The 8,481-nt window shown below is 29.7% G+C and carries 8 protein-coding genes; 6 read left to right on the top strand and 2 right to left on the bottom strand.

All coding sequences use genetic code 11. The annotated features are described in order from the left end of the window. Nucleotides 1–239 precede the first annotated feature (239 nt). The 6 genes from rplM (at nt 240) to ACWG0P_RS15810 (ending at nt 6,959) form a co-directional block, all read left to right on the top strand. On the top strand, nt 240–677 hold the full coding sequence (rplM, locus tag ACWG0P_RS15835) for a 50S ribosomal protein L13 (protein ID WP_455791391.1): 438 nt from the start codon (nt 240–242) through the stop codon (nt 675–677). A 12-nt stretch (nt 678–689) separates the two neighbouring features. Next, entirely contained in the window at nt 690–1,094 is a 405-nt protein-coding gene (gene rpsI, locus ACWG0P_RS15830) for a 30S ribosomal protein S9 (protein WP_455791390.1), read from the top strand. Nucleotides 1,095–1,380: 286 nt separating this feature from the next. Beyond that, nucleotides 1,381–2,070: a LytR/AlgR family response regulator transcription factor gene (locus tag ACWG0P_RS15825; protein ID WP_455802538.1), complete on the top strand. Its 690-nt coding sequence runs from the start codon at nt 1,381–1,383 to the stop codon at nt 2,068–2,070. After that, nucleotides 2,067–3,332 (top strand): sensor histidine kinase, encoded by a 1,266-nt coding sequence (locus ACWG0P_RS15820; RefSeq protein ID WP_455802537.1) that lies wholly within the window; start codon nt 2,067–2,069, stop codon nt 3,330–3,332. Before ACWG0P_RS15825 ends, ACWG0P_RS15820 begins: the two co-directional genes overlap by 4 nt. A 347-nt stretch (nt 3,333–3,679) precedes the next feature. Next, a complete protein-coding gene (locus ACWG0P_RS15815) occupies nt 3,680–5,812 on the top strand; it encodes a peptidase domain-containing ABC transporter (protein WP_455802536.1) in 2,133 nt (710 codons plus the stop codon). After that, a complete protein-coding gene (locus ACWG0P_RS15810; RefSeq protein ID WP_455802535.1) occupies nt 5,805–6,959 on the top strand; it encodes an HlyD family efflux transporter periplasmic adaptor subunit in 1,155 nt (384 codons plus the stop codon). Before ACWG0P_RS15815 ends, ACWG0P_RS15810 begins: the two co-directional genes overlap by 8 nt. Nucleotides 6,960–7,316: 357 nt before the next feature. Here the strand turns inward: ACWG0P_RS15810 and ACWG0P_RS15805 are convergent, their stop codons facing one another. Both ACWG0P_RS15805 and ACWG0P_RS15800 read right to left on the bottom strand, forming a co-directional pair. Further along, nucleotides 7,317–8,030, bottom strand: coding sequence for a transposase (locus tag ACWG0P_RS15805; protein ID WP_455802534.1), 714 nt, complete (start codon nt 8,028–8,030; stop codon nt 7,317–7,319). Nucleotides 8,031–8,279: 249 nt separating this feature from the next. Then, nucleotides 8,280–8,481 (bottom strand): transposase domain-containing protein (locus ACWG0P_RS15800; protein ID WP_455802533.1); only part of this gene is annotated, 202 nt, incomplete at its 5' end.

Genomic DNA, 8,481 nt, shown 5'->3' with positions numbered 1-8,481 from the left:
TTCATGCATATTTAATTCAACCTTTCTCATAAGGTACCTCCAATTCAATGAGGTACTATTGTAATATGTATTTAAGACATAATCAAATGTGGATACTTAAGACATTATCATAAACGAATCATAGAATCTTGCAAAAACACAAAGTTTTTGTTGACTTATAGGTCATTTGATTATAAACTATTAAATAGGCACTTATGCCTTTGTAGCCCCGGAAACTACATCGGAAAGGAAGTATTAATATGCGCCAAACAACATTTACAAAACCTGCTGAAGTTGAACGTACATGGTACGTTGTAGACGGAACAGGAAAAACTTTAGGACGCTTAGCGACTGAAGTTGCAACAGTATTAAGAGGTAAACACAAACCTACTTATACACCAAACGTAGACTGTGGAGATTATGTTATCGTTATCAACGCTGACAAAATCGAAATGACAGGAAACAAATTGGATACTAAAAACTATTACAATCACTCTGGTTATGCAGGCGGAATGCGTGTACGTAGTGCACGTACTATGAAAACTAAGTACACAGTTGAATGGGTTGAAAAAGCTATTCACGGTATGTTACCTCATACAAAACTTGGTGATGTAATGCGTAAACATGTATTTGTTTACACAGGTAATGAACATCCACATACAGCACAAAAACCAGTTGAACTGGTTATCAAAGGTTAGGAGGAATAAGAAATGGCAGCTAAGAAAAATACAGTTACTTACATTGGTACAGGACGCCGTAAAACATCTGTTGCTCGTGTCTTTATGACTCCGGGTAAAGGTACAATTTCAGTTAATGATAAAACATTAGAAGAATATTTGCCTTATGAAACTTTGCGTATGGTTGTTCGTTCACCATTAGAATTGACAGAAACTTTAGGTCAATTTGATATCAAAATCAATGTTCAGGGTGGTGGTTACACTGGACAGGCTGGAGCAATGCGTCATGGTATCACTCGTGCTTTAATGGAAGCAAGCGCTGATTACCGTCCTGCATTAAAAGCAGCTGGTTTTGTTACACGTGACCCTCGTGCGAAAGAACGTAAAAAATACGGTCTTAAAGCAGCACGTCGTGCACCTCAGTTCTCAAAACGTTAATTATTTATCGTATTGGAACAATTCACAATTTATTGTGTACAGAGAACCCTTTATTGCAAAGGGTTTTTTTGTGGTTTGAGAAGTAAATAGAATTGGGGTGAATTTATACGGTTGGTCATCGATTGGTAGCAAAGTACCGAATAGCTGCAGGAATAACACGTAAAATCTAATATTAAATAGATTGAAGCAAAAAGATAGATACGAAAACTATGTAAAAGATTAAGTATAATCAAAGTAAAAAAAAATGGTATAATATAGTTGAAGTTTTTAAAGTGAGGGAAATACTATGATGAACATTGCTCTAATCGATGATGATGCTAATTTTATTATGTTTTTGAAAAAGTTGATACAGGGGCTTGAAATTATTGATTCGTATGAGATAACCAGTTATAATACAGCTCATGAATTTTATTATGAGGGAAAGCACTTTGACATCATCCTCTTAGATATTGAAATGCCAGAAATGGACGGTATAACACTAGCAAAAAATCTTTATGATGAAAGTTCATTAATAATATACATTACTAGCTTTACTGATAAAATGGATGAGGCATTCTTCATAAATGTTTTTAAATATATTGTAAAAAAAGAAGTGAAAGTTAAACTTGAAAAAACTTTAAATGATGCTATATCGTTTATAAACAGTAGAAAAGTAATTTCAGCAAAAACTGATCTAGGATTTAAAAATTTTCGCTCTAATGAATTAACACATATTATCTATTTTAATAGATCAGTATATATATATACAAAGAGCGATGAGTATGTTGGTAGTACTACGACTTTAGAAGATATAGAAAATAAATTACCAAAGATATTTATTAGAATCAATAGGAGCACTATTATAAACAGTCTATATATTGAAAGTTTCAAAGATAATAAAGTAAAACTAATGTATTATGAAAAGACATTCAAAGTTAGTAGAAGGAAAAAAGAAGATATTATTAAAGTCTTAGTTCAAAGGGTGGATAAATTATGACTTATTTATTAGAACTATCATATTGTTTGCTTTATGTGATTGGCATTACTTTCTTAATATTAAAGTTTAATGAATATCAATATAAACGTAAACTAGTTTGGATTGCTTCATGTGTTGCAGTATATACTTTGTTTAATTATATTTTGACTGATATTAGCATATACATAAATCTCGAGTTCATAGCAAGAAACTTACTTGTAATTATTTTTGACTTTATTTATGTAACCATTTTACTAAGAAAAATGAATGGGACTAATTTTATTGTATCAATACTATATTTTTTACTTTATGGTTCTTTTTTAGTAATATTCATAAACTTGTTTACACAAGTGTTTGGCATTGAAATATCAAAATTGACAAATCCAGGCATGTTAAAAAGTGAAATCGTTATATTAGTTATATGCTCTACGACACTAATTATGTATTTACTAAGTTCTTTCTTATCTGCTATAAAAGTGGATATGAAAATAAAAGAAACATTTCCTTTTCTAGTTTTAAACGGATTTAATATATTTATAATAATGTTGTTTTTGATAAATTTCGAAAATCCAAATAGTATACAAATGCTTCTTTTTGTTTTTTTATTGATAATTTTACAAACATTAATATTAAATTTTATGTTCATTAAAGCAATTAAGAAATATGATAGAGAAAATGAGGAAAAATTAATAGATTTATCTAATCAGTATAATATGAATCTTTTGGAAGATTTAAAAAAGGAGCAAGAATCCTATCATAAATTGAAGCATGATATAGAAAATCATTTGTTAATTTTAGAAACTCTAGCGGCAACACAGGATATAAAATCATATGTGAATGAAATTAAAAATGATGTAATTACGAATAGAATTAAAGTGGAAACCGGAAATTTGTTTGTCGATGCGTGCTTAAATTCGAAAATTTCTACATATGAAAATGTACAAATTATAATAAATGCTATTTTATGCAACGATATACATCTCTGCGATAAAGATATATGTTCACTTTTGTTCAATATTTTAGATAATGCAGTGAATGCTGCTAAAGAATCATCAAAGCGAGAAGTCGAATTAAAAATGATACAGAATGAGTCCAGTCTTTCAATACGTTGTAAGAATTCTTGTGATGATGAACCTAACTTCATATCAAATAGTGGAAATGGACATGGATATGGCTTGAAGATTATTGATCATATTGTAAAAACATATAATGGGGAAATTTTGAAAGAGTATGCAAACAATGAGTTTGTTGTGAGTGTTTATTTTTGTTTTAATGAAACTTAGCAACAATAAATCGTCATAATATATATAAAAAAACAAGATTTGATTAAGACAATTAATTTTACAAATCGTGTTTTTTTATGATTAATAAGAGGGATTCGTTATTTTTACCATTCATGCAGTAAAATTGACCATTGAGTAAAAACTTTACAACAAATATTACATTCTTGTATCATTTAGATCAGGAGGACTAATGATATGAAAATTATGTCGAAAATAATTGCCCTATTGGAAAAAGTAGCTGAACGTAATTATGCAGTTTGTTCACCATTAGGTTTCTACAAACCAAAATGTAATAAAGAATAAGGATCATTTCACAATGATCTTTTTTCTAAAATTGGAGGTAAAGAATGAAAGACAATGTAATAAGAGAGCTTAAGCCCTTAATAGTGATTTTACAATTTAATGAAATTAATGTAAATATTAATTCTCTTATTCATAAGTATAACCTTGATACTGTGGATAGTATGAGCCTGAAAACTTATAAGTTAATATGCAAAGATTTTAAATTAAAATGCAAAGAGGTTTTAATAAATAGTAAAGATTTAAAAAATTTAACCTATCCGTGTATTTTTACACAAGATGATGGGATTATGCAAATAATCATTAATTATCAAGAAGATTCTATTATATATTTAGATATGAATGATGAAAAACCTAAATTGATGACAATCAGTGATTTTGATGCATTGACATCAAAGAAAATAATATTGTTTAAGAAAAAAGGTTTCATGAGTGAACAAGAAAAATTTGGATTTGCATGGTTTGTTAATGCTATATTTAAATATAAAAGCGCATTGATTCAAGTGCTAATATCATATTTTATCATACAAATTATTGGGCTTTTTACTCCCGTTTTTATTCAGTTTATTTTAGATAAAGTTTTAACGACTGGAAATACATCAACTTTATATGTCTTAACTGCTTTGATAAGTTTTGCATTAATTTTTGAAATGATTTTAAGTCTTGCAAAAGATTATGTTTTTCATTTTACAACAAATAGAATTGATATGATGTTGAATTCAAAACTTATCAAACACTTATTTGAATTACCTTTAGCATACTTTGAAAAAAGAAGAGTAGGTGATACTGTTGCCAGAGTAAGAGAAGTAGAAAACATACGTTCATTTTTAACAGGAACTCCGTTGATGGCAATACTTGATGCAATTTTTGTGTTTGTATACATTATAATTATGTTTTTCTATAGCAAAACACTAAGCTATATCATCTTAGCAATTGTACCTCTAATAGTAATAATTTATGCTTTTGCGACGCCAGTATTTAAAAAAAGGCTTGATAAAAAATATTATGATGGAGCAGAGCTACAATCTTTCATAGTTGAAAGTATGAATGGGATTCACACAATAAAAGCATTTGCTCTCGAACCTAAAATGGATGAAAGGTGGGAAGATATTGCTGCAGAGTATGTCAACACAAGTTTTAAAACTAATAAGTTAGTATTTTCTATTAATGATATTGTTTCATTTTTGCAAAAAATTCAAGACATTATTGTTATTGCAGTTGGTGCAATTTTGGTTATAGATCGAAAGTTAACAATTGGAGAATTAGTAGCATTTCGTATGATTGCGTCAAGAATTACATCACCTTTACTTAGATTTGTTCAAATGTGGCAAGATTATCAGCAGATGAGTTTATCTGTTAAACGAGTAAGTGATATCTTTTTAAATCCTATAGAGTATGAAGCTGAGGAATCATCTTCAATGGAACTTCCAAACTTAAAAGGTAATATTAAGTTTGATAAAGTAGATTTTCGATATCAAGTCAATCAGCCACTTGTTCTTAAAAACATATCGTTTGAAATATGTCCAAATCAAATTATAGGTGTGATAGGTCGTAGTGGTTCTGGTAAATCAACCTTATCCAAGCTTTTACAGAGGCTTTATGTTCCTGAGGGTGGAAAAATTTATTTTGATGATGTAGATACAAGCGTGATTGATCCTTCTTGGTTGAGAAGGCAAATAGGCGTGGTACTTCAAGAAAATTTTATATTCAATGGTACTGTAAAAGAAAATATTTCAATTACAAATCCAACAGCTGATTTTGAATTCATTCAAAAAGTTTGTAAGGTGTCAGGTGCACATGAATTTATAATGGGTTTAGAAAAAGGCTATAATACTTTAATTGGAGAAAAGGGTGTTGGATTATCAGGAGGACAAAAACAGAGATTAGCAATTGCTAGAGCACTGGTTAATGATCCTAGAATACTGATTTTTGATGAAGCAACTTCAGCGTTAGATTATGAGTCTGAAAGAATCATACAGAACAATTTAAAGTTAATTTGTGAAGGTAGAACAGTTATCATTATTGCACATAGACTTTCTACGTTAAAAGATTGTGACTATATCATGAGTATAGATAAAGGTGAAATGATTGAATTTGATAAACCAGAGAGTTTGTTAAAGGAAAAAGATAGTTTCTATAAATACTTAATGGAGCAACAGGGAGGGGTTAAAAATGTTTAGAAGAAAAAAAGATTATAAGTATGATTTTCTTCCTTCTAATTTAGAAATCATTGAAAGACCTCCTTCACCTCTTGGCGGATTTATCATTTATTTGATATCTTTTTCAATAGTAGTGTTGGTTATATTAGCTTTTATCTTTCAGATAGATATTGTTGTGACTACTACAGGCACAATAGATGTTGAAAATGGTATTAAAATTGTAAATAGTAATTCTACAAGCAAAATACTAAGCATTGATAAAAAGCAAGGTGATGTTGTGAAGAAAGATGATATCATTATGCGATTTGAAACAGATAATGAAAAAGACATAGAATCTATGAAAAATGAGATTACTTTAAGTAACTTAAAAATTGCAATATTAGAAACAGAAATAGATAAAATTAGAAATGATTCTATCTTTGATAATTATGATATAGAAAGTTTAAAAAGACAAGAATTACAATTAGAATATGAAATATACTGGAATAATCATACTGAAAAAAATAGACAATATGAATTACAGAAGAACAAAATTGAGATGCGTTATCAAAAAAAAGAACTAACTGAGGATGAAAGAAAAGAAATTGACTCTGAATTAGTCGATATAAGCATTAATTACAATCAGGATAAGAGTGATGAAAAGTTAAGTTTATTAAGTCAACTTAATTCAGAAAAAGAGCAAATAAAAAACTATGAGGACAATTTGGCAAAGCTTAATAAGTTGAATGATGATAAAATTGTTAAGTCACCAGTTGATGGAACCATTTTGATTGCAAATTACAATACTGTAGGAACATATATTAGTCCCAATATAAATATTGTGGAAATAGTTCCATCGGGAAGTAAATTCATTGTAAAAACAAAAATTGTAAACAAGGATATTTCAAAAATAAAGATGGGGCAATCTGTTACAGTAAAGATAGATGCATATGACTATCAAACTTTTGGAGGGCTACAAGGTAAAATCCGTTATATTTCTGCTACATCAAAACTAAGTGACGATAAGAATAGCTTGAATTACGAAGTAGAAATAGAAATAGTTAAACCAAATAAAAAAATGGAATTAAAATCAGGCATGACTGTTTCGATAGATATTAAAACAGATAGGAAAAAAATTATTGAATATATATTTGAACCTATTATGAAAACAGTTGATGATGCATTTTAGCTAGCAAATAATAATATAAGAGAGATATATAATTTAATGAATTTGGATGTTTTATCATGATAGGATTTATTAAAATGACGTAAGATGAATTTTCTACATTAAGTGTCATAATACACTAATTCGCTATAATGATGGAACTTTAAATAAAAATCAAGAGACAAACTATTAGATGTCAATAAGTAACTTGAAATTTATGAAAAATAGTTAATCTTCTCAAAATCAAGAGTGTTTATCTTGATATAGAGGTAAATCCTTTATAAAAACTTCATTATGTGCTTATAAAAGGGCACCTTGAAAACAACTTTTTTGGATCTTTTCAAAAAAGCTTGTGAAATTGAAGAAAATAGCTTGTATTCACTACTCTGTAGAGAGTTTGGAAGTACTACGATAAACAAATTCGTGTACCTCGCCAAGTGCATCCTCAAAAAGGTATTTCTTCTTCCGTGTTGTTGCCAAGAAGTCTGTCTCAGCATTGTGGAAAAACTCATATTGGGTTACTTCCGGCAGTTTCGCTAAATCGCGATATTTGATTACGTAGATTGAATCATTTCTCATGATGGAGAACAAAATTGCACACAGCTTGTTCGCAACAGCATTTACAGCTAAGATATGCTTCTTGCGATCGCCATTCTTTTTGCGAGTAAAATAATCTTTTAAAATAGGATTATTCCTTCTAGCGAATTCAGCAACCATGTATAAAGCATGCCTTAGTTCGCGAGAGCCTTTCTTGGACAGTTTTCCACGCTTATTTACAGAATTACCTGATTCCGAGTTATATCCAAACAAACCAGCAAAGGAAACGATTTGCGAGGCTTTATGGAATCTTGATAAATCACCTAGTTCTGCAATGATTATGGAAGCAGTTGATTTACCGCAGCCAGTGAAAGATAACAAAATTCTGTAGGCGGGGAAATCTAAGGCTTTCGTATCAATCAAACGCTCAAGTTCATGAATCTGAGTTTCAAGATAATGAACAGAGTCCATTAAGCTGAGAATATGAAACTTTTCTTCTTCAGAAATTTGAGTTCTGACGGCGATAGAGTTTCTAGCAGCTTCAATCAGTTCTATCATCTTTTCCTCACCATAACGATTCTTAGATGCTATTTTTATGAGATTTAGTAATTCATCTTGATTAGCATTTATGATAGAATAGGGTGTGGAATATGATGAAAAGATAGCTTTCATAGTGGCGAAGCCAGTTTTGAAAACATTGAGTAGGTCAGGAAAATAAACATTAATTGTAAGCGTCTAATACAGCCCATCTAGAAAATAAAAGAGCCATCGTCTATACTATGCAGGTAGTAGAGGAGATGGCTTTCATCATTTGATTTTCAATCGTTGTGGGATTGTTGGCGAATAGGGTAGTAAAGCTTGTATATCAATTGTCTCACTATTTTTAATTTCTTCAAGTATATATTCTAAATATCCATGTATGTCGAGATTGTTTAATTTTGCACTTTCAATCAGGCTGTAATAGATGCTACTCATCTTTGCTCCACTTTTCGTGTTGGTGAACAGCCAC

The organism is Amedibacillus sp. YH-ame6, from assembly GCF_053848845.1.
Note: the sequence above shows the minus strand (reverse complement) of the source record. Positions and strands in the feature narration are given on the sequence as shown.